17 protein-coding genes are annotated in these 19111 nt (G+C 64.3%); 6 read left to right on the top strand and 11 right to left on the bottom strand.

The window, feature by feature from the left end; genetic code table 11:
* Positions 1–5: 5 nt before the first annotated feature.
* Both N551_RS0129580 and N551_RS0129575 read right to left on the bottom strand, forming a co-directional pair.
* The gene (locus tag N551_RS0129580) at positions 6–926 is read right to left on the bottom strand and encodes an amino acid ABC transporter substrate-binding protein (protein ID WP_027569995.1); all 921 of its coding nucleotides are present in this window, start codon (positions 924–926) and stop codon (positions 6–8) included.
* A gap of 12 nt (positions 927–938) precedes the next feature.
* A complete protein-coding gene (locus tag N551_RS0129575) occupies positions 939–2234 on the bottom strand; it encodes a dicarboxylate/amino acid:cation symporter (RefSeq protein WP_027569994.1) in 1296 nt (431 codons plus the stop codon).
* Between the two features lie 208 nt (positions 2235–2442).
* Here N551_RS0129575 and N551_RS0129570 point away from each other — a divergent pair, with 208 nt between their 5' ends.
* The 4 genes from N551_RS0129570 (at position 2443) to N551_RS0129555 (ending at position 7467) form a co-directional block, all read left to right on the top strand.
* Positions 2443–3444 carry an NADP-dependent oxidoreductase gene (locus N551_RS0129570; RefSeq protein ID WP_027569993.1) on the top strand — a complete coding sequence of 334 codons (1002 nt, stop codon included), beginning with the start codon at positions 2443–2445 and terminating at the stop codon, positions 3442–3444.
* Positions 3445–3596: 152 nt separating this feature from the next.
* Positions 3597–4451 (top strand): cysteine rich repeat-containing protein, encoded by an 855-nt coding sequence (locus N551_RS0129565; RefSeq protein ID WP_027569992.1) that lies wholly within the window; start codon positions 3597–3599, stop codon positions 4449–4451.
* Between the two features lie 266 nt (positions 4452–4717).
* Entirely contained in the window at positions 4718–5857 is a 1140-nt protein-coding gene (locus N551_RS0129560) for an FAD-dependent monooxygenase (protein WP_027569991.1), read from the top strand.
* Positions 5854–7467 carry a benzoate-CoA ligase family protein gene (locus N551_RS0129555; RefSeq protein WP_027569990.1) on the top strand — a complete coding sequence of 538 codons (1614 nt, stop codon included), beginning with the start codon at positions 5854–5856 and terminating at the stop codon, positions 7465–7467. The genes N551_RS0129560 and N551_RS0129555 overlap by 4 nt, the downstream gene beginning before the upstream one ends.
* A gap of 168 nt (positions 7468–7635) precedes the next feature.
* On the opposite strand, the gene N551_RS0129550 is transcribed toward N551_RS0129555, so the two are convergent.
* Both N551_RS0129550 and maiA read right to left on the bottom strand, forming a co-directional pair.
* A complete protein-coding gene (locus N551_RS0129550) occupies positions 7636–8148 on the bottom strand; it encodes a MarR family winged helix-turn-helix transcriptional regulator (RefSeq protein ID WP_027569989.1) in 513 nt (170 codons plus the stop codon).
* Complete coding sequence (gene maiA / locus N551_RS0129545; protein ID WP_027569988.1) at positions 8138–8770, bottom strand: maleylacetoacetate isomerase; 633 nt, start codon at positions 8768–8770, stop codon at positions 8138–8140. Before maiA ends, N551_RS0129550 begins: the two co-directional genes overlap by 11 nt.
* A gap of 90 nt (positions 8771–8860) precedes the next feature.
* On the opposite strand from maiA, the gene gtdA reads away from it, so the two are divergent.
* Complete coding sequence (gene gtdA / locus N551_RS0129540) at positions 8861–9901, top strand: gentisate 1,2-dioxygenase (protein WP_027569987.1); 1041 nt, start codon at positions 8861–8863, stop codon at positions 9899–9901.
* Between the two features lie 108 nt (positions 9902–10009).
* Here the strand turns inward: gtdA and N551_RS0129535 are convergent, their stop codons facing one another.
* The 4 genes from N551_RS0129535 to N551_RS0129520 are packed head-to-tail and all read right to left on the bottom strand — an operon-like array spanning position 10010 to position 14019.
* Positions 10010–10834: an ABC transporter permease gene (locus N551_RS0129535; RefSeq protein ID WP_027569986.1), complete on the bottom strand. Its 825-nt coding sequence runs from the start codon at positions 10832–10834 to the stop codon at positions 10010–10012.
* Positions 10827–11600 carry an ABC transporter ATP-binding protein gene (locus N551_RS0129530; protein ID WP_027569985.1) on the bottom strand — a complete coding sequence of 258 codons (774 nt, stop codon included), beginning with the start codon at positions 11598–11600 and terminating at the stop codon, positions 10827–10829. Before N551_RS0129530 ends, N551_RS0129535 begins: the two co-directional genes overlap by 8 nt.
* 16 nt (positions 11601–11616) lie before the next feature.
* A complete protein-coding gene (locus N551_RS0129525; protein WP_027569984.1) occupies positions 11617–12621 on the bottom strand; it encodes an ABC transporter substrate-binding protein in 1005 nt (334 codons plus the stop codon).
* 33 nt (positions 12622–12654) lie between these two features.
* A complete protein-coding gene (locus N551_RS0129520; RefSeq protein WP_027569983.1) occupies positions 12655–14019 on the bottom strand; it encodes an FAD-dependent oxidoreductase in 1365 nt (454 codons plus the stop codon).
* A gap of 112 nt (positions 14020–14131) precedes the next feature.
* Between N551_RS0129520 and N551_RS0129515 the strand changes: the two genes are divergently transcribed.
* The gene (locus N551_RS0129515) at positions 14132–15016 is read left to right on the top strand and encodes a LysR family transcriptional regulator (protein ID WP_027569982.1); all 885 of its coding nucleotides are present in this window, start codon (positions 14132–14134) and stop codon (positions 15014–15016) included.
* Positions 15017–15062: 46 nt separating this feature from the next.
* On the opposite strand, the gene N551_RS0129510 is transcribed toward N551_RS0129515, so the two are convergent.
* The 3 genes from N551_RS0129510 to N551_RS0129500 form a co-directional block, all read right to left on the bottom strand.
* Positions 15063–17099, bottom strand: coding sequence for a methyl-accepting chemotaxis protein (locus N551_RS0129510; protein WP_027569981.1), 2037 nt, complete (start codon positions 17097–17099; stop codon positions 15063–15065).
* A 16-nt stretch (positions 17100–17115) separates the two neighbouring features.
* Entirely contained in the window at positions 17116–18102 is a 987-nt protein-coding gene (locus N551_RS0129505) for a TRAP transporter substrate-binding protein (RefSeq protein WP_027569980.1), read from the bottom strand.
* 162 nt (positions 18103–18264) lie between these two features.
* Entirely contained in the window at positions 18265–19068 is an 804-nt protein-coding gene (locus N551_RS0129500; protein ID WP_027569979.1) for an enoyl-CoA hydratase-related protein, read from the bottom strand.
* Positions 19069–19111: the final 43 nt, after the last annotated feature.

The following is a 19111-nucleotide window of genomic DNA, read 5'->3' as shown; positions in this document are numbered from 1 at the left end:
AGGCGCTAGTTATTCGCGCTCGCGGAATCGTCCATTGCCTTGAAGGCTTCCTCCAGCTGCAGCGAGATCGGCACGTTCAGCCGTTCGCCGGTCGGAAGCCTTGCGGTGAACCATTTATTGTAGAGCGGAACGAGGTCGTGGTTGGAGCCGAGCTTGCGGAAGGTGCGGTCGACCACGGCCGTCAGTTGCGGCTCGCCCTTGCGGAACATGATGCCGTAGGGGTCGTAGGACAGGTAATCGCCGGTGACGCGGAACTTGTCCTGTGCCTTGTGGCGCACGATCAGGCTGGACAGCAGGATGTCGTCGGTCGCAAACGCATCGGCCTTGCCGTCGACGAGCATCTGGTATGACTGTTCGTGATCGGCACCGACAACGATGGTCAGTCCCAACGAGGACTTCTTGTCGGCCGCCTGGATCGCCTGCTCGTTGGTGGTCCCCTTCGTCACCACGATAGTCTTGCCCTTCAGATCAGTCAGTGACTGGACGCTGGACGCCTTCGGCACCATCAGTTTGGTGCCGGCAACGAACATCAGCGGCGAGAAGGCGACGCGCTTGCCGCGCTCGGCATTGGCCGTGGTCGAGCCGCATTCCAGGTCGATCTTGTTCTGGAGCACGGCGTCGATGCGGTCATCCGAGGTGACCTTGACGTAGGCGATCTTGAGATTGGGATCGTCGACCTCGACGCCGATCTCCTCGACGATGGCTTCGCAAAGCTCGAGGCTGTAGCCGATCGGCCGGTTGGCCTGATCGAGGAAGGAGAACGGCGGCGAGCTCTCGCGATAGCCGAGCCGCACTGTGTGCGCCGTCTTGATCGCTGACAGCGTCGGGCTAAGCCCTTCGCTGCCACCGGTCTGGGCGGAGGCACCCGTGGCCAGCTGGCACGCTGCTAAAAACAAGCCGCCCGATATCGCCATTGAAAGGCGCATGATGCACTCCGATCAATGGCCGGCCATCGCAGGCACTTCGCCGGGGATCATGTCCCCCGGCACGGCATCGCCCGGCTCAAGCTCGTGCTCGGGCCCGAGCTCGCCTTCCCACTTGGCCACCACCGAGGTCGCGAGCGTGTTGCCGATCACGTTGGTGGCGCTGCGGCCCATGTCGAGGAAGGTGTCGATACCCATGATCATCAACAGCCCCGCCTCGGGGATGCCGAACTGCGACAGCGTCGAGGCGATCACCACGAGGGAGGCGCGCGGCACGCCGGCGACGCCCTTCGAGGTGATCATCAGGGTCGCCAGCATCGCGAGCTGAGTGCCGAGCGGCATGTCGATGTGGTAGCTCTGCGCGATGAAGACGCTCGCGAAGGTGCAGTACATCATCGTGCCGTCGAGATTGAAGGAATACCCGAGCGGCAGCACGAAGCTCGATATCCGCGACGAGGCGCCGAACTTGTTCAGCCCCTCCAGGGTTTTCGGATAGGCCGCTTCGGAGCTCGCGGTGGAGAACGCGATCATCAGCGGCTCGCGGATCAGCTTCAGCAGATGGGCGTAGCGCGGCCCGATCACGATGAAGCCCACGACCACCAGGATGCCCCACAGCAGCGCGAGCGAGAGATAGAAGCCACCCATGAAGACGATGAGCTTCCAGAGCACCAGCAGGCCGTTCTTGGCAACCGTCGCGGTGATGGCGGCCCAGACCGCGAACGGCGCGAACAGCATCACATAGCCCGTCACCTTGAGCATGATGTGGCCGATATCGTCGATCAGCGCCAGGATCGGCTTGGAGCGCTCGGGCATCGAACCCATCGCCACCGAGAAGAACACGGCGAAGATCACGATCTGCAGGATCTCGTTCTGCGCCATCGCGTCCGCGATCGAGGTCGGGATCAGATGGGTCAGGAATTTTTCGATCGAGAAGGCGGAAACCGGCAGGCCGGTCGACTGCGCCTTGTCAGGCAGCGTACCCGGGAAATTCGCGCCGGGCTGGAGCAGATTGACCATCACGAGGCCGAGCATCAGCGAGACGAAAGAGGCGCTGACGAACCAGCCCATGGTCTTGGCGAAGATGCGGCCGAGCTTGGAGCCCGAACCCATATGAGCAATGCCGCCGACCAGGGTCGCAAACACCAGCGGCGCGATGATCATCTTGATCAGGCGCAGGAAAATCACGGCGATCAGGTTGATGGACGAGGCCCAATCGCCCCGCGTATCGGGCAGGAAGTTGTAGATCGCCGCGCCCATGATGATGCCGAGCACCATCGCCACCAGAATGAATTGCGTAAACCTGTTCGACATTGAACACCCCCGCTACACCGACCGCTTCATGATGTCGCAGATATGACGGCTGCGCAACACGCTTGGCGTGCGATCGTCGGGGCGGATGTTCCCGTTGCGAAACTGGCCCCCGCGATCTAGCCTTCATGCAGCGCACAACGAAAGCGGCTTGCACGTTTTTCTTGCGGCAGCTGCATCAATAATCGTCAAACGACCGAGGGGAAACATCATGAGCGGCAGCGTCAATCGTCAGATTCTTTTGGTGGAAAAGCCCAGCGGCAAGCTCGGTCCCGAGCACTTCAAGCTGGTCGAAGGTGCGGTGCCCGAGCCGAAGGACGGCGAGGCCTTGCTGCGCGTGCGTTACATCTCGCTCGACGCCGCCAACCGCGCCTGGATGCACGGCGCGACCTACCGTTCAGCAGTCGAAGCCAACAGCGTGATGGCCGGCGGCGCCATCGCCGAGGTCGTCAGCTCGAAGGCGCCGGGGCTTGCGCCGGGCGACATCGTGTTCGGCGACACCGGCTGGCAGGAGTTGGCGGCAGTGCCCGCCAAGCACCTCACCAAGATGCCGAAGCTCGAGCCGATGACGCATCTGCTCAGCGTGTTCGGCATCGCCGGCCTCACGGCCTATTTCGGCCTGCTGGAGATCGGCAAGCCCAAAGAGGGCGAGACGGTCGTGGTCTCCGCGGCCGCAGGCTCGGTCGGCTCGATCGTCGGGCAGATCGCGAAGATCAAAGGATGCCGCGTGGTCGGCATCGCCGGCGGCGCCGACAAGTGCCGCTGGCTGACCTCCGAACTCGGCTTCGATGCCGCCGTCGACTACAAGGACGGCGCGGTGTTCAAGGCGTTACGCGCGGCGGCGCCGAAGGGCATCGACGTCTATTTCGACAATGTCGGCGGCGACATTCTCGAGGCCTGTCTGCCGCAGATGAACAATTACGGCCGCATCGCCTGCTGCGGCGCGATCTCGCAATATGACGGCGCGCCCTCGGCACACGGCCCGCGCGGCGTGCCCGGCCTGATCGTGGTGAAACGGCTCGTCATGCAGGGCTTCATCGTGATGGACTACATGAAGGAAAGCCAGCGCGCGCTCGCCGACCTCCAGGCATGGGTCACATCCGGCAAGCTGAAGGTTCAGGAGGACATCATCGACGGCCTCGAGAACACGCCGAAGGCGCTGATCGGATTGCTGGCGGGCGACAACCGCGGCAAGCGGATGGTCAAGCTCTGACGACGTAGTTACGTCGCAATTGCAAAGCCAATATCTACTTGCGGTAGAGGTCGCGGCGGCCAATGATGCCGCGCGCGGCATCACTCGCGACGATTGTTTGCATCACATTTGAAAAATTGTCAGCATTACCGATAGGGCGGGAATTCACTCAGATGTTCAACATGTTGAAACATGCGTCGGCACGCGGGACGTTGCTGGCGGCGACTCTCTTCGCAACTGCAGCAGGCGCATTCGCACAGGCACCGACCGAGGCGCAGAAGAGCGCGATCCGCTCCGCATGCCGTTCGGATTTCATGGCGCACTGCGCGAGCGTCACGCCGGGCGGTGTGGAAGCGTATCAATGTTTGCAGAAGAACATGTCGGGCCTGTCCTCCGGATGCCAATCCGCGGTTCGCGCCGTCGAGCCTGCTGCGGCGCCGAAGACCGAAGCCGCGCCGAAAACCGAGGCTGCACCCAAGGAGGCTGCACCGAAGGCGGAGGCCACGCCTGCCGCGCCGAAGGCTGAAACCGCTCCCGCCGCAAAGCCGGCTGCCGCGCCCAAGGCTGCCGCAGCCGCCCCGGCGACCAAACAGCCGAGCAGCGCGCAGGTCGCTGCCGTCAAGAGCGCGTGCCGCGCCGATTATCCCAAGGTGTGCGCCAGCGTCCCGCCGGGCGGCGCGCCCGCGCTCGAATGCCTGGAGAAGAACAAGGCAAAGGTTTCGCCGGCCTGCGAGAAGGCCGTGAGCGCCGCGGCCGGCGGCGGTGGCGCGGCAGCAACAGCGGCACCTGCGGGCGCAGCTCCTGCGGCGGCAGCAGCACCGGCAGCCGCGCCCGCCGTGATCGTGCTGCGCCCGCTGCGGCCACGCGAAGAGCTGTTCATCGTCCAGTCCGCATGTCGCGAGGATGTCCGCACGCTGTGCGGCAGCGTGGCGCCAGGTGGCGGTCGGATCATCCAATGCGTTGCCAGCAACGCCGCGTCGTTGTCGCCCGCCTGCAAGGACGTGCTGGCGCCGTTCGCTGCACGCTAGAGAAGCAAGCCATCCGGCGGCCCGCCGCACCACGGCGCTGGTGAACGGCGGCTGGATCAAGCCCTGCGTCTGACCTGCGGATGGCCAAGCCGGCGCGGTTTGTCTATGCTTCGCGCGTCGCTGCTTCGGACACGCGCCAAACGCGTGTCCGGGCATGAGCTTCGGCGTGCCGCGCGCTTCGCCGATAATTCCGCTGGCGCGGGAAGCCGGAGCACATTAGTCTACCCCTAGATAGTAAGTATACTGTCAATCAAGGAGGACAGACGTTGCGGATCGCCGTGATTGGCGGGGGGCCCGGTGGGCTCTACTTCGCCTATCTCTGGAAGAAGCGTCACCCCGAGGATCAGGTCGACCTGTTCGAACAGAACCCGGCCGACGCGACCTGGGGCTTTGGCGTCGTGTTCTCGGACCAGGCGCTCGAATTTTTGCGCGCCGACGACCCCGAGACGGTCGACGCGATCGCGCCGCACATGGAGAGCTGGGAGAACATCACGCTGAACCTGGGCGGCGATAGCGTCGCCATCGACGGTGTCGGCTTCTCCTCGATTGGCCGGCTCGAACTCTTGCGATTCCTGCAGCAGCGCGCGCTCGATGCCGGCGTCACCCCACGCTTCGACACGCCGATCCACTCCATCGACCAGCTCAACGGCCATGATCTGATCGTCGCCGCCGACGGGCTGAACTCGCTGGTACGCCGCGCCTTCGAGGGCGATTTCGGCACCTCGCTGTCCTACTCCTCCAACAAGTTCGTCTGGTACGGCACCTCGAAACGCTTCGACACGCTGTCGCAGACCTTCGTCAAGACCGACCGCGGCACCTTCAACGCCCACCACTACCGCTACTCGCCGACCATGAGCACGTTCCTGGTCGAATGCGACCACGCGACCTGGCAGGCCTACGGTTTCGCCTACAAGGACGTGGAGCAGTCCAAGGGTGTCTGCGAGGAGGTGTTCGCCGACACGCTCGGCGGCCGCTCGCTGGTCTCCAATAAATCGGTCTGGCGCAACTTCCCCTGGGTCTGGAACGAGCACTGGTCGTTCAAGAACATGGTGCTGCTCGGTGACGCCCTGCACTCGGCGCATTTCTCGATCGGCTCTGGCACGCGGCTCGCAATCGAGGACGCCATTGCGCTGGTCAAGGCGCTGGAATCGGACGCCCATCTCTCGACCGCCCTGCATCGCTACCAGGCCGCGCGAAAGCCGGTGGTGCAGAAGCTCGTCAACGCCGCGCGGACCAGCGCTTTCTGGTACGAGCACTTTGCTCAGCACATGCAGCAGGGCCTGATGGACTTTGCCTACAGCTACATCACCCGCTCCGGCCGCATCGACGACTCCCGCCTGCGCGCGATGTCGCCGGCCTTCATGGCGCGCTACGAAGCCGCCAAGAACGGTGGGGACGAGGCATGAGCGGGCAGATTAACGACCAGGTGCCCGTCGACAGCGCGGGCGCGCGCGAGATCGGCTTTTCCGTTCCGCAGGTCTACAATGCCAGCCGCGTGCTGTTCGACAATCTCGCGAGAGGATGCGGCGACAAGCTCGCACTCATTGGCCCCGCGGGCACGCGCACCTACGCCGAGCTCTGCGCGGAAGCCTGCCGGTGGGGCAACGGCTTTGCCTCGCTCGGCCTCGAGCGCGGCGATCGCGTGCTGTTGTTCCTCGATGACACCTCGGCCTATCCGGCCGCATTCTTCGGCGCGGTGCGCGCCGGCTTCGTGCCATTGCTGATCAATACGCTGACGCCGCCGGATCTGCTGCAATTCTATCTCGCCGATTCCGGCGCTTCTGTCGCGGTGGCGGATGCCGAGTTCTGTGCACGTTTCATCGCCGAGGCCTGCAAGGACACGGCCCTGCATACGCTGGTCGTCGTCAATGGCACGGTGAGCGATCACGCCGCACCAAACGCCATTTCTGCCGCCGGTTGGCTTCCGCAATTTCCGACTGAGCTCGCGGAAGCCGACACGCACCGCAACGACATGGCGTTCTGGATGTACTCGTCCGGATCGACCGGCCGGCCCAAGGGCATCGTGCACCTCCAGCACGACATGGCCTATAGCGAGGCCGCCTTTGCCAGGAACGTGCTGAAGCTGGCTCCCGGCGACATCTGCTTCTCGGTGCCGAAAATCTTCTTCGCCTATGGCTTTGGCAACGCGATCACCTTCCCGTTCTCGGCGGGCGCGACCACGCTGCTGTTGCCGGGCCAGCCGAAGCCCGCGGCGATCTTCAAGGCGATCGAGCAATACAAGCCGACGGTCTTCTTCGGCCTGCCGACGCTTTATACGTCGCTGACCAAGGCCGAGTGTGCGGACAGGACCGACTTCTCTTCCCTGCGCATGGCGCTCTCAGCCGCAGAGGTGCTCTCGGCCGACGTTTTCAACGGCTGGAAGACGCTCACCGGTCTCGAGATCGTCGAAGGCCTCGGCTCGACCGAGGTGCTGCACATCTATCTCTCCAACCGCCCCGAGCGGAAGAAGCTCGGCGCCGCCGGCCTGCGCGTGCCCGGCTACGAGGTCGCGCTGCGCGACAAGGACGGCCGCGACGTCGCCGACGACGAGGAAGGCATCTTGTGGGTGCGCGGCGATTCCAACACGCCGCTGTACTGGAACCGGCCGGACAAATCCGCCGAGACCATCCGCGAAGGCGGCTGGATCTACACCGGCGACCGCTTCGTCCGCGATGCCGACGGCTTTCACTTCTTCCGCGGCCGCGCCGACGATCTCATCAAGATCTCCGGCCAGTGGGTCTACCCGCTTGAGGTCGAGCTGTGCCTCGCCGATCACCCGGACATCCGCGAATGCGCGGTGTTCGCGGCCGAGCTGCCGGACCGGCGCATGACGCTGAAGGCAGTCGTGGTGATGAACAGCCGCGCGGCGGATCAGAGCGAGACGACCCGCAGGCTGCAGGACTACGTGAAAGGCAAGCTGCTTCCGTACAAATATCCGCGCGAGGTGATCTTCATCGACGAGTTGCCGAAGACGGGCACGGGGAAGATCGACCGGCAGGCGCTGTTGAGGATGTGAGGAAGGATGTGGCCACACTCTCGCTGTCGTCCCGGCGAAGGCCGGGACCCATACGCCGAGTGAGAGTTATTGCGCGAGCTGGTCACCACCTGTCTTCGCCAAACCGAACTAGGTGGTTATGGGTCCCGGCCTTCGCCGGGACGACGGCGGTATTTGACGCCCCCACCCTCACCCCGCCTTCCCCAGATGCTCCAGCGCGTCCTCCGCCCGGAGCGGCACCCGCGACGCCTCGTTGTTGAGATCGACGAGCTGCACCAGGAGCCCCATCAACGCCTTGCGGTCCGCCGGCTTGAGCGGTTCGAGCATCCGCGCCTGGGCGCGCTCGACGGCGGGAATGATGTCGCGTAGGATCGCCGCGCCTGATTTGGTCAAATAGAGCAGCTTGATCCGCTTGTCTTCCGGCGCTGGCCTGCGCTCGACGAAATCCTTGGCCTGAAGCCGCTCGATCACGCTGCCGAGCGTGGAGCGATCGAAGGCGATCACCGCGGACAGCCGCGTCGCGTCGATGCCGGGGTGGGTGTGGATGGCGATCAGCGCCGCGTATTGCACCGGCGTGAGGTCGAACGCCTTGCACTCCTCCATGAAGATCGAGACCGCGATCTGCTGCATGCGCCGGAACAGATAGCCCGGCGCGGCATAGACCGCGTCTATCGTGATCTGAGGCGCAGGCTTACTCGGCATCGGGTTGGTTCTCCGGCGCGGCGTTGACGAACGCCGGCAGCGTCTTGGCCGCATCTTCCGCCTTCAGCAGGCGCGGATAGGCAGAGACGTCGACGCCGAAGCGGCGCGCATTGGCGAGTTGCGGCACCAGACAGAGATCGGCGAGCGTCGGCCCATCCCCGAAGCAGAACAGGCCCGGCTCGTTTCTGATCAGCATGTCGCAGGCCGCGAGCCCCTCGCGGTTGACCCAGGCCGCCCAGTCCTGAACCTTCTCCTCAGGCAGCCCGAGCTCGCGCAGCCGCGCCAGCACCTTCAGATTCTGCACGGGGTGAGTGTCGCAGGCGATCGCCAAGGCGAACGCCCTCACCTTGGCGCGCTGCAAAATATCCTTCGGCAGCAGCGGCGGGTTGGGATGGGTCTCGTCGAGCCATTCGATGATGGCAACCGATTGGGTCAGCACTGCGCCCGCATCGTTCTCCAGCGCGGGCACCAGGCCCTGCGGATTGATGGCGAGATAGGCGGGCGCGCATTGCTCGCCCTTGCGAAGGTGATGCGGCAGGTGCTCGGCACCGAGACCCTTGAGGTTTAGCGCGATTCGTACCCGGTAGGCGGCGCTGGAGCGGAAATAGCCGTGCAGCTTCATCGGAACCCTCCCGTTTCGTTCTCGTTCGCACGTTGACGCTACCTAGATCGTAAGTATACTGTCAATCAACAAAACGACGGGAGCCGCACCATGGAAGCCGTGACCAAGACGCCGGAACGCGAGGCGTTCTACAAGAAGATCGACGGCGAGAATCTCACCGCGCTCTGGACCGTCATGAGCGATTTGATCACGCCGGAGCCGAAGAGCGCCTGCCGGCCCCATCTGTGGAAGTTCGACATCATCCGCGACTACATGACGGAAGCCGGCAAGCTGATCACGGCGAAAGAAGCCGAGCGGCGCGTACTGGTGCTGGAAAATCCCGGCCTGCGCGGGCAGTCGAAAATCACCACGTCGCTCTATGCCGGCGTGCAGATGGTGGTGCCCGGCGACGTCGCGCCCGCCCACCGGCACAGCCAATCGGCCCTGCGCTTCGTGCTCGAAGGCAAGGGCGCCCACACAGCGGTTGACGGCGAGCGCACCGCGATGGAGCCCGGCGACTTTATCATCACGCCCTCGATGACCTGGCATGATCATTCCAACGAGACCGACCAGCCGATGTTCTGGCTCGACGGTCTCGACATTCCGCTGGTGCAGTTCTTCGACTGCTCCTTCGCGGAAGGCTCCAACGAGGATCAGCAGAAGATTACAAGGCCCGCCGGCGACAGCTTTGCGCGCTACGGCCACAATCTGCTGCCGGTCGACGTGAAGCGGAGCTCGAAGACCTCGCCGATCTTCAGCTATCCCTACGCCTACACGCGTGAAGCACTGGAGAAGGCTCGCACCAGCCAGGAGTGGGACGCATGTCACGGGCTGAAGCTGAAATTCAGCAACCCCGAAACCGGCGACTTCGCAATGCCGACCATCGGCACCTTCATCCAGCTGCTGCCGAAGGGTTTCAAGTCCGCGCGCTATCGCGCGACGGACGCAACCGTGTTCTGCCCGATCGAAGGCCATGGACGCACGCGCATCGGCGATGCGACCTTCGAATGGGGCCCGCGCGATTTGTTCGTGGTGCCGAGCTGGCAATGGGTGACGCACGAGGCTGACATGGATGCGGTGCTGTTCAGCTTCTCGGACCGACCCGTGCAGCAGAAGCTGGACTTGTTCCGCGAGGATCGTGGGAACGTTTAGGCTGCGCTGTCAGCCCCATCGTCATTGCGAGCGCAGCGAACCAATCCAGAATCTTTCTGGGGCGACAGTCTGGATTGCTTCGCTGCGCTCGCAATGACGGAGTAAACCTCACCGCCAGTGCAACAGCCGTGTCTCCAGCCAGTTGATCACCCGCCCCACCATCAATCCAAACACCGATAAAATCACCACGCCCGCGAGCAGCTGATCCGTCTGCATCAAATTGCCGGCCTGCAGTACGAACGCGCCGATGCCGTATTGCGCGCCGATCATCTCGGCGCTGACGACGAGCAGCAGCGCCACCGACGACGTGATGCGGAAGCCGGCGAGGATCGCGGGCAGCGCGCCCGGCCAGACCACCTTGCGCACGATGGTGGCGAACGGCACGTTGAAGCTTTGTGCCATGCGGATCAGGTTGCGCGGCACCGCGTCGACGCCGCTATAGACCGAGATCGCGGTCGAGAAGAACACCCCGAGCGCAATGGTCGCGATCTTGGGCTCTTCACCGATGCCGAGCCAGAGGATCAACAGCGGCAGCAGCGCGATTTTCGGGATCGGAAACAGCGCCGAGATGAAAGTGATGCCGACGCTGCGCGCCAGCCGCGACAGGCCGATGGCAAAGCCAACCGCGACACCGGCCGCCGTGCCGAGCAGCCAGCCGACACCGATGCGCAGGAGCGACGCGGAAAGGTGCTGCCACAGCGCACCCGAGATCGCGAGCTGGTAGATCGCACGCGCGATCGCCGATGGTGGTGGCAGGAACAGCGGATTGACGAGACCGCCGCTGCCCGCCGCCTGCCAGATCGCAATGACCAGCGCGAGCGCGATCCAGCCGCCGAAACGGCTGCTCGCCGGCACGAAGCCGGCGCCGCGAAAACGGACGCGCCGGACCACTTCATCCTTGGCAGATGTTCCCACTGGCGCGCGATCAAGCATGCTGGACCTCGCGCTCGGCATCGATCGCCTCGTTGCGGATCAGCGACCAGATCTGGTTCTGCACCGCGAGCAGCTTTTCACGGGCTGCAATTTCACCGCGCTCAGTGCGCGTCATCGGCACGCTCACGACTTCGCGAATGCGGCCAGGACGCCGCGACAGCACCACGATGCGGTCGGCAAGCCGCGCCGCCTCTTCGAGATTATGCGTGACATAGACCGCGCCCATGCCGCCATCGGCGAGCAGCCGGACGAAATCCTCCATCAGCAGTTCGCGGGTCTGCGAATCCAGCGCCGACAACGGCTCGTCCATCAGGAGAATGGCCGGCCTGACAGCAAGCGCACGCGAAATGCCGACGCGCTGGCGCATGCCGCCGGACAGCTGCTTTGGATAGGTTTTGCGAAAATCGGTCAGGCCGGTGCGGCGCAAGGCGTCGTCGACCAGCGCGCGGCGCTGCACGGCCGAGAGCTGGGTGTGCAGCAGCGCGAATTCGACGTTCTCCTCCACATTGGCCCAGGGCAGCAGCGCAAAATCCTGGAACACGAAGGTGAGCGGATTGAGACTGTCCGCCGGCGGCGATCCACGCAGCTCAGGCGCGCCGGAGGTCGGCAGCAACAGCCCGCCGACGATCGACAGCAGCGTGCTCTTGCCGCAGCCCGAGGGCCCTACGATCGCCACCACCTCGCCCGCGCTGACGGTGAACGAGACGTCGTCGAGCACCGCGAGTTCGCCGAAACGATGGGTGATGTGGTTGGCGATCAGGTCCATAGGCTGCGTTCTACTCTCAATCCGCCTTCACAAATTCCTTGGCTATGATCGCATTCGCGTCAAAGCCCTTGTCGGCAAAACCCTGCTCCTGGAGCCATTTGATCTGGTTGTCGACGTTCTTCACATCCAGCTTGCCGTCGGGATCGATATAGGCGCAATTGCCGACCACCTGCTCGACCGGGAGGTTCGTATATTTGGCGATGATCTCCAGCAGCGGCTTTGTCTTGTCATTGATCGGCGCGACGCCGTCCTTCATCGCGGCAAGGATGACGTCGTGATATTCGCGGTCGGCTTTTGCCAAAGCGCCGAGCAGCTTCGTCACCAGCACCTTGTTGGTCAGCGTCTTCGGTGAAGCGAACACCGCGCCCAATTGCCAGGGCGTCTCGTCGCCGACCCAGCCGAGAAACTTCGCACCGCCGTCGTCCATCAGCTTTCGCGCGGTGGAGATCGGCAGCAGCGCGGCATCCACGGTCTCGCCCTTCAGCGCCGCCGCCGCATTCGACAGCGATTGCAGCGGCACGATCTTCACGTCGGCGAGCCTGAAGCCGTATTTGTCGGCAAGCAGGCCGAGCGAATAGTGAAAGGAGGAGCCGACCTGCGTCATCGCCACGCGCTTGCCCGCGAGATCCTTCGGCGTCTTCAGGCCGCTCGCATAGGCGTTGTTGCTGGCGAAATAGCCGATCAGGGGATAGCCGGCCTTCTCGCGGCTCATGCCGCCGATCACCTTGAGCACGCCCTTGCCGGCGAGATTGTAGAGACCGGCGGTAAAGGCGGTGACGCCGAAATCGATGTCGCCCGAGGTCGTCGCCACCGCGATCGGCTGCGCCGCATCGAAGAATTTCAGCTCGACGTCGAGGCCGGCCTCGCGGAAATAGCCCTTGTCCTGCGCGATGAAGACCGGCGCGGAGGAGGATAGCCTGAGCACCCCGATCCTGGCCTTCAGCGCGTCCTCGGCTCGGGCCGTGCCCATCGCTGTGATCGCCATCAGGGCAGCTAGCGCGAGCCGCACAATTCCGGTCATTTCGTTTCCTCGCCGTCGTTATCTTGCAGTCGGTTACAGGCCCTCGGGCACGGGCTGGTCCCGTCCGATGAAGGCGCCCTGTTGTTTCAACGCTTCCTGCAGCTTTTCAACGGGGATGTCACGCGGGATCCGGTTTCCGGAGAGCGCCAGCGCGGCGGCGGAACCGGCGGTCTCCCCCATCACGAAACAGGCACCGGAGACCCGGGCCGCCGACTGGCCCTCATGGGTCATCGAGGCGCAGCGGCCGGCGACCAGCAGATTGTCGACGCCTTCGGGCACCAGCATGCGGTAAGGCAGCTCGTTATAGCCGCGCGATTCCGGGATCGGCGGGAAGGTGAAGACGACGTCGCCGGGGACATGGGCCTCGATCGGCCAGCCATTGACCCCGATGGAATCCTCGAACGAGGCGCAGCCGAGCACGTCCTCGCCGCTAAGCTGATAGCCGCCGGTGATGCGGCGGGTTTCGCGGATGCCGAGCTGCGGCGGCAGGTCGACGATGTAGGATTTTTCAAACCCCGGCACGGTGCGCAGGAATTCGAATGCGGCGAGCGCTTGCTTGCGGCCCTCGATCTCGCCGCGGGTGAGATCGTCAGGCTCGATGCCGTTGATGGCATGGCCGTCCTCGCGCGCCACTTGCGTGAAGTTCACCCGCCATTCGATGCCGGACTTCTGCGGCCGCACGATCGCGCTCTTGCGCGGGAATGTGTGGGTGCCGGCGGCGGTTGCCTTCTCCATCAATTGCGGGATGGTGCGCCAGGCATCGCCGGCCTTCGCGGGATCGATGCCGTTGAGACGGAGCATCATCGACGGGTACATCGGATGACCGTGCTCGTCGCCGAATTCGAACGGCGCGCCGGCCCAGACCGCAAGATCGCCGTCGCCGGAGCAATCGATGAAGATCTCCGATCGCACCGCCTGCCGGCCGGCCTTGGTCTCGACCATCAGCGCATCGATGCGGCTGTTATCACCCATCACGACGCCGGCACCGAGCGCGTGGAAAAGGATGTGCACCTTGTGGCTGGCGAGCAGCTGGTCGGCCGCGATCTTGTAGGCGGCGGTGTCGTAAGCCTGGGCGAAGACCTTGCCGAGAATCAGATGCGGCGCATTGAGGCCGTTCAAGCGATCGATCCGCGCCAGCAGCTCGGACGCCATGCCCTGCACCAGCCGGTGGGCCTCGCCGTAGACATTGCCGTGCAGGCCGCAGAAATTGGTGACGCCGGCAGCAGTCCCCATGCCACCAAGAAAGCCGTAGCGCTCGATCAGCAGCGTCTTCCGTCCCGCGCGTGCGCTTGAGGCCGCCGCCACGATGCCGGCCGGACCGCCGCCGAGCACGACCACTTCATATTCGCCATAGATCGGCACATGGCGCGCCGGTTCTTCGATGGTCATGGCCTGCATGGCGCGTTCTGCTCCCGAAATCTCTTGCTTAAGCCGACTATGAATTAACGCGTCCCGGGCTACAATCCACCAAAATACACGATCAGCTTTCGCGAATCGAGAAAGGTGAAAAATGGACGTCCTCGTGAACCTCCAAGCCTTCCTCGCCACCGCGGACGCCGCCGGATTTTCCGCCGCGGCGAGAAAACTCAATGTCGCAACTTCGGTGGTCGCAAAGCGGGTCACCCAATTGGAGACGCGGATCGGCACGCCGCTGTTTCATCGCTCGACGCGGCAATTGCGGCTGACCGCGGCCGGTCAGGAATATGTCCAGAGGGCGCGGAGCGTGGTCGCCGATGTCGGCGATCTCCTGTCGCGCATGGGCGAGAAAGGACATGATCTTATCGATCATTTGCGTATCAAGGCACCGACATCGCTGACCATCGCCCGGCTTGCCGATGTGTTCAGCGCGTTCCAGACCCAAAACCCGAAGCTGAAACTCGAAATCGTCTTGATCGACCGTCCCGTCGATCCGGTGACGGAAGGATTCGATATCGCCATCGGCGCGTTCCCGCATTCGTTTGGCGGCGTGGTCGACGAACCCCTATGCCGATTGAAGCGCTTGTTATGCGCGTCGCCGGCCTATCTCGGCGCACACGGCATGCCGCGCCACCCGCGCGATCTGGTCGATCATCGTTGCCTGAGTTTTCTTCCCACCGGCCCGGACTGGGTGTTCGACGGGCCGCGCGACCGTATCACCGTTCAGGTCCGCCCACTGTTGAGTTCGAACGAGGGCCACGTGCTCGTGAAGAGCGCGATCGCCGGCAACGGCATCGCCTTCACCTCGCACTACCTTGCGGAAGAGGCCCTACGCCAAGGCACGTTGCAGGTCGTGTTGCCGGATTTTCCAATCCCCGATCTATGGGTCAAGGCAACCATTCCCGAGCGACGGGTCCAGGCTGCAGCGGTTCAGGCGCTATTGCGCGAATTGAAGAGTTCGCTGTTGCCGGTGCTGTAAGGCCCGTTTCGTTTGCACCGGCGGCGTCGCCGATTTCTCCGAAAATTCAGGCCGCCGAGCGGATGGTGTGGAGGAAATCGTCGACGTTCGACTTCATTGAATCCGCTTGCTGCTTGAGGGCCGCCGCGACCGTAAGAGCGGCTTCAGCACCGGCGTCGGTCTCGCCCGCCACCGCGCGCACCTGACCGATTTCCTGCGTCACCGCCGTGGTGCCGTTGGCCGCCTCTTCGACGTTGCGGGCGATTTCGCCCGTTGCCGCGCCCTGCTCTTCGACCGCCGCGGCGATCGCGGTGGCGATGTCGGCCATTTCCTTGACGGTGGTGCCGAACTGCTTGATCGCCTGGACCGATTGGCCGGTCGCACTCTGGATCGTCGCGATCTGGCTGGCGATCTGCTCGGTCGCCTGCGCTGTCTGGGTGGCGAGACTCTTGACCTCGCTGGCGACGATCGCGAAGCCCCGGCCGGCGTCCCCGGCGCGGGCCGCTTCGATGGTCGCGTTCAGTGCCAGCAGATTGGTCTGACTGGCGATGGCCTGAATCAATTGAATGATGGTGCCGATCTTTTCGGCTGCGTCCGAGAGCCCATGGATCAAATCGGAGGTGCGGTTGGTCTCGTCGGTCGCCCGGTTCGAGACCGCGACGGAGCGATGCACCTGGCTCGAGATTTCGCGGATCGAGGCCGCGAGCTGCTGGGTGGCGGAGGCGACGGTCTGCACGTTCATCGATGCCTGCTCGGCGCGGGTCGCGACCGCTTCGGCGAGCCCGCGACCACGCTCGGCGACCTTTGCCAACTCCTCGGCGCTGCGCCCCATGTCGTCGGCGCGACCACCGACACCGGCAATCACCCCCTGCATGCCCTGCTCGAAGCGGCCGGCAAGATCAGACATCATGCGGGCACGGTCGGCCTCGGTAGCTTCGCGCTGTGCCGTGGCTTCGCCTTCCATACGACGAACCGCCAGTGCGTTTTCGCGGAACACCTCGACGGCACGCGCCATGCGGCCGATTTCGTCGCGCGATTCGCCGCCCGGAATGGGATCATCGAGCTCGCCCGCCGCCAGCGATTGCATCCGGTCTGTCATGCCGCGAATCGGGCCGGATACGCTGGCGCCGATCAGCCATGCGAGCACCGCTCCCAGCAGCAGCGCCCCGGCCGCGGTCGCGATGACGGTCTGTTTGGTTTGATCGACCGCTGCCGAGGTCTTGTCACCCTGCTCGGCGCGCACGGTGCCGAGCTTCGCATTGATCTTGTTGACCTGATCGTCGATCGCCGCACTCGCCTTTTTCAGTTCGGCCTGCCTGGCGCGTAGATCGGCGGCAACCTTGATGACCTCTTCGAGCGCCGTCGTGTCGGCGGCGATCGCGGTCTTGAGTGCTGCGACCAGCGTCTTCAATTTGGGGGCGTCCGCCGTCGCCAGCTCAGCCTCGGTGTCTGCGATCGCCAACTGGGCGTAGGACAACGCCTGCCTGGCGTCGTCGGCATCGCCTGTCGACAAAGTGGAGCCATAGCGCATCACGGTGACGCGCAGCGCGTCGACGACGCCGGCCAGCCGCATCGGGTTGACAAGCCGTTCCGCGTCATCCGAGCGATTGGCGAGTGCAACCTGAATGCCGCTGACATTGAGACCGGCGGCCGCGCCCTGGGCGTCGGTCTTCGTGGTGGCGGCGCGCAGCCGATCCGCGGCATCCGCCGCCGCGGTGAACGACGAACGATAGGTTTCCAGCGCCGTCTTGACCGGGCCGATGCCTTCCGCGATCGCTTGCAGTTTGCCGAATTGCCGATCGGCCTGATCGGCCAGTTTGCCCACGCCGTCGATCGCCTTGGCCGCGGCATCCTTGTCGCCGACATTCCAGGTTCGGATGAATTTCTCGACCGCCGAGTTCGCTTCCAAAAGCGCGGCACGCGCCTGTGACATGCCGGCGTCGCCAGCAGCGCTGGTCACGAGGTCATTGACCGTTCCTCCGATCCGCTCGACCTGGACTACGGCAAAGCCCGCCAGCAGGACCAGAAAGCTGAGAACCAGCGCGAAACCGCCAAACACGCGCGGACGGATGCCGACCCGGGACATCATGTGCGATAATTTCATGGGAATCCCGAAATTCTTACTGGGTGGACCGGATGGTGGCGAGCAGATCCTTGCCGAACCGCTTCTCGAATTCCTGATCGAGCGGCTTGACCGCGTCGACGAAGGGTTGGCGATCGAATTTCTCGATCACGTCCATGCCGCCGTTGCGCACCTGCTCGAGCGACGCGGCATCGAGCTTTGCCTGCCATGTCGCCTCCGCCCCCGCCTTTGCCTGCGCGATCAGCGTTGCCTGGTCGGCCGGAGTGAGCTGCTCGAACATGGCACGGTTGGCGATGAACACGATCGGCGCGAAGAAGTGGCCGGTCAATGTGAGATATTTCTGGACTTCATAGAGACGGGAGCCGGCAATGGTTGGCACCGGATTTTCCTGCCCATCGAGCCGGCCGTCCTTGAGCGCGGTATAGACCAGCGGAAATTCCATCGGGACCACTTCGGCACCGAGCGCCTTGAACGTCATTTGATAGATCGGGTTCGGGATGACACGAATCTTCAGACCCTTGATATCGTCGGGGCTACGAACGGGCCGTTTGGAATTCGTGACGTTGCGGAAGCCCTGTCGGCCAATCGCCAGCAGGGTCAGCCCCTTATCGCCGAATTTGGCGGCGATTGCCGCGCCGGCCGGACCTTGCGCCACGGCCTTGGCGTGAGCCGTATCGCGAAACAGGAAGGGAATGTCGAACACGCCGAGTTCGGGGACGACCGCACTGACCACCGAACCCGACAGCACCGCCATATCGACGGCGCCGGACTGCGTCGCTGCCAGAATGGCGTTCTCGCTCCCGAGCGCATTGGTGGCGCGCTGGTCGATCACGATGTGCTTGCCGGACAATGCCACCAGCTTCTGGCGAAACTCATCCGCCCCGATCTGCTGCGGGCTTCCGAGCTGGGAATTGAACGCCAGAGAGACCAGCCGAGGTGAAGCGGCAACCGGATGCAGGACCAGCAGCGTTGCCGCTGCGACGATCGATCCGGCCTTCCAAAACCCCAGAACTTCTCTGTGCATTCGACACCATGGCGTGACAATTGTCGTAACCATAATGGCCGGGAATGATTGAACTCTTAAGGATGGCCCCGCGGAATTACGGGGATTCGAATCGGTCCCGCGGACAAGATTTGGGGATGATGCACGATGCAGATCGTATCGGGCAGCCGCAGAGCGGCGCGCTCATGCCTTGCCGCCGCTCCAATTCGCCGCGCGCTTTTCGGCGAACGACGCCAGCCCTTCCGCGGCTTCCGCACTCTGTCGCTTGACCGAATGCAGGTGGACGAGCCGCTTGTAAGCGGCATCGTCGACTGCCATTCCGCCGAACGAGCTCTCCAGCGCCAGCCGCTTGGTCTCGGCCATCGCTTCAGGTCCGTTGGCAAGCAACTGCTCGACCGCCTTGGCGCCGGCGGCCTCGAGATCGGCGAGCGGCACGACCTCGTGGACGAGGCCGATGCGGCGGGCGTCCTCGGCGCCGAAACGTTCACCCGTCAGCGCGTAGCGGCGGACTTGCCGTACGCCGATGGCATCGCAGAGCTGCGGGATGATGATGGCCGCGGTCAGGCCCCAGCGCACTTCGGTGATCGAGAACAGGGCGTTGTCGGCCGCGATCACGACGTCGCAGGCTGCGATCACGCCGGTGCCGCCGCCGAAGCAGCCGCCCTGGACCAGCGCAACCGTCGGGATCGGCAGCGTGTTGAGCCGCTGCACGGCCTCGAACGTCGCACGCGACGCGGCCTCGTTCGCCTCGGTCGACTGCGGCCGGACGCCGTTGATCCATTTGAGGTCGGCGCCGGCCTGGAAATGCTTGCCATTGCCCCGGAGCACGACGACGCGAAGGTTGGGCTTGCTGCCGAGATCGTCCATGGCCGCAAGCACGCCCGCGATCAATGCGCCGTCATAGGCGTTGTTGACCTCCGGCCGGTTCAACGTGACGGTCGCAATCCCACGCGCATCCAGGGTCCACAGGACGGGGCTGTCGGTCATTGGTGTTCCTCCGCTCGTTTGTTTGGCGCGCACTATGACCGAG

The organism is Bradyrhizobium sp. URHA0013 (assembly GCF_000518345.1).
Classification (GTDB): domain Bacteria; phylum Pseudomonadota; class Alphaproteobacteria; order Rhizobiales; family Xanthobacteraceae; genus Bradyrhizobium.
The sequence above is the reverse complement of the archived record's forward strand: the minus strand, read 5'-3'. Positions and strand labels throughout refer to the sequence as shown.

What these genes read in the sequence shown, in the direction of transcription:
- N551_RS0129580 (WP_027569995.1), bottom strand. Translation starts at nt 926, where the DNA reads ATGCGCCTTTCAATGGCGATATCGGGCGGCTTGTTTTTAGCAGCGTGC.
- N551_RS0129575 (WP_027569994.1), bottom strand. Translation starts at nt 2,234, where the DNA reads ATGTCGAACAGGTTTACGCAATTCATTCTGGTGGCGATGGTGCTCGGC.
- N551_RS0129570 (WP_027569993.1), top strand. Translation starts at nt 2,443, where the DNA reads ATGAGCGGCAGCGTCAATCGTCAGATTCTTTTGGTGGAAAAGCCCAGC.
- N551_RS0129565 (WP_027569992.1), top strand. Translation starts at nt 3,597, where the DNA reads ATGTTCAACATGTTGAAACATGCGTCGGCACGCGGGACGTTGCTGGCG.
- N551_RS0129555 (WP_027569990.1), top strand. Translation starts at nt 5,854, where the DNA reads ATGAGCGGGCAGATTAACGACCAGGTGCCCGTCGACAGCGCGGGCGCG.
- N551_RS0129550 (WP_027569989.1), bottom strand. Translation starts at nt 8,148, where the DNA reads ATGCCGAGTAAGCCTGCGCCTCAGATCACGATAGACGCGGTCTATGCC.
- maiA (WP_027569988.1), bottom strand. Translation starts at nt 8,770, where the DNA reads ATGAAGCTGCACGGCTATTTCCGCTCCAGCGCCGCCTACCGGGTACGA.
- gtdA (WP_027569987.1), top strand. Translation starts at nt 8,861, where the DNA reads ATGGAAGCCGTGACCAAGACGCCGGAACGCGAGGCGTTCTACAAGAAG.
- N551_RS0129535 (WP_027569986.1), bottom strand. Translation starts at nt 10,834, where the DNA reads ATGCTTGATCGCGCGCCAGTGGGAACATCTGCCAAGGATGAAGTGGTC.
- N551_RS0129530 (WP_027569985.1), bottom strand. Translation starts at nt 11,600, where the DNA reads ATGGACCTGATCGCCAACCACATCACCCATCGTTTCGGCGAACTCGCG.
- N551_RS0129525 (WP_027569984.1), bottom strand. Translation starts at nt 12,621, where the DNA reads ATGACCGGAATTGTGCGGCTCGCGCTAGCTGCCCTGATGGCGATCACA.
- N551_RS0129520 (WP_027569983.1), bottom strand. Translation starts at nt 14,019, where the DNA reads ATGCAGGCCATGACCATCGAAGAACCGGCGCGCCATGTGCCGATCTAT.
- N551_RS0129515 (WP_027569982.1), top strand. Translation starts at nt 14,132, where the DNA reads ATGGACGTCCTCGTGAACCTCCAAGCCTTCCTCGCCACCGCGGACGCC.
- N551_RS0129510 (WP_027569981.1), bottom strand. Translation starts at nt 17,099, where the DNA reads ATGAAATTATCGCACATGATGTCCCGGGTCGGCATCCGTCCGCGCGTG.
- N551_RS0129505 (WP_027569980.1), bottom strand. Translation starts at nt 18,102, where the DNA reads ATGCACAGAGAAGTTCTGGGGTTTTGGAAGGCCGGATCGATCGTCGCA.
- N551_RS0129500 (WP_027569979.1), bottom strand. Translation starts at nt 19,068, where the DNA reads ATGACCGACAGCCCCGTCCTGTGGACCCTGGATGCGCGTGGGATTGCG.